The sequence below is a fragment of the Streptomyces murinus genome (genome assembly GCF_002154555.1).
Lineage (GTDB): Bacteria > Actinomycetota > Actinomycetes > Streptomycetales > Streptomycetaceae > Streptomyces > Streptomyces murinus.
The window spans coordinates 1-1,556 of sequence record NZ_MUNF01000616.1; the positions used below are offsets into that span (position 1 = coordinate 1).

General features: G+C 69.5%; 2 protein-coding genes. Both read left to right on the plus strand.

Going from position 1 to position 1,556, the window contains the following annotated elements; all coding sequences use genetic code 11:
• The first annotated feature begins 122 nt into the window (after positions 1 to 122).
• Positions 123 to 1,121: an ABC transporter substrate-binding protein gene (locus CCN72_RS31270; protein WP_086811473.1), complete on the plus strand. Its 999-nt coding sequence runs from the start codon at positions 123 to 125 to the stop codon at positions 1,119 to 1,121.
• Positions 1,118 to 1,556, plus strand: a 439-nt coding sequence (locus CCN72_RS31275) for an iron chelate uptake ABC transporter family permease subunit (protein WP_143664257.1), incomplete at its 3' end; no start/stop codon positions are given. The genes CCN72_RS31270 and CCN72_RS31275, both read left to right, overlap by 4 nt.

The window sequence follows — 1,556 nt, forward strand, 5'->3', positions numbered from 1 at the left end:
ACCCACACCCCCACGCACTTCCCCACCCACGAACTCCTTCCGGCGACCCGCCGGAAGGCCATGGACCGAGGCACACCCGCTCGATGGAGCGGACCGGTCTCGCACGTCAGAAGGAGTCGCACATGTTCACGCGCAGATCAGCGGGTCTCGTCGGTGCCCTTGCACTGGCCCTGACCCTGAGCGCGTGCGGATCGTCCCACGACGACACCGCGGACACGCCCAAGAAGAACGACACCCGGGTGTTCACCGCGGACAACGGCAAGGTGACGATCCCGGTCCACCCCAAGCGCGTGGTGGCCACCGGCTACGCCGTGCCCACACTGATCGAGGCCGGCGCCCCGCTCGTCGGCATCTCCTCCTGGCAGCGCGGCGAGCCGATGATGGACGGCCAGGAACTGGCCACCTACAAGAAGCTGACCAAGGTCGCGGGCGAACAGGCCTCGGAGACCAACTACGAGGCCATCGCCGAGGCCAAGCCCGACCTCATCGTGCTCGGCGTCCCGGTGCCGGTGCTCGGCGACATCGACATGAAGCGGCTCACCTCCATCGCCCCGGTCGTCGCGATCGGCCCGACCCTGCCCTCCCAGTGGCGTGATGTGTCCACCAAGCAGGCGGACGCGGCGGGCGTGCTCACGAAGTACGAGTCCGACAAGGCCACGTACGAGGCCGAGGCGGCCAAGCTGAAGAAGAAGTACCAGAAGGTGCTGCCCCAGCTGAAGCTCGGCCATGTGGGCGCGTACGGCGACACCTCCAAGGGCACTTTCCAGCGCGAGTTCAACGGCTCGTGGGGCACCAACGTGGTGCAGGACGTCGGAGCCGACTACTACGGCAAGGTCAAGAAGGCCGGACCCGGTTCGAAGTCCGTCAGTGAATACCCCTCCATGGAGGAGATCACCGACTCGCTCGGCCAGGCCGACGCCATCACCTACTCGGTCAACGCCGACGGCAGCGTCCCCGACTCGGTCAAGTACGTCCTCGACTCGAAGCTGTGGAAGAACCTGCCCGCGGTCAAGAAGAAGATGACGTTCCCGATCGCCTACACCGAGGCGTCGACCTACGGGGACGCCCTGAAGACCCTGAAGGCGATCGACAAGGCGTTCGCGCCCCTGCTCGACAAGTGACCGCCACGGACCGCCCCGACCAGGGGGAGCCACCCGGGCGGGACCTGAGGAGGACCGGCCTGCTCATCGGCGGGCTGGTCCTGCTGGCCGCGGCCGCCGTCCTCAGCATCGCCGTCGGCGCCCACGCCGTACCCCCCGCCGACGTGGTCAGGGCCCTGTTCGACTACCGAGGAACGAACGACGACGTGATCGTACGAGACGTCCGGGCCCCCCGGGCGCTGCTGGCGGCGGCCGTCGGCGCCGCCCTGGCGGTCGCGGGCGCGCTGATCCAGACGCTCGCCCGCAACCCGCTCGCCGAGCCCGGCATCCTCGGGGTCACCGCGGGCGCCGGGTTCGCGGTCACGGTCGGCGCCGCGCTCGGCCTGGCCGGCGGCCAGGGCGGCCAACTCCTGTGCGCCGTCACGGGTTCGGTGCTGGCCGCCCTGCTGGTGCTGT

Coding starts and splice junctions, on each gene's coding strand:
- CCN72_RS31270 (WP_086811473.1), top strand. CDS start 123: ATGTTCACGCGCAGATCAGCGGGTCTCGTCGGTGCCCTTGCACTGGCC.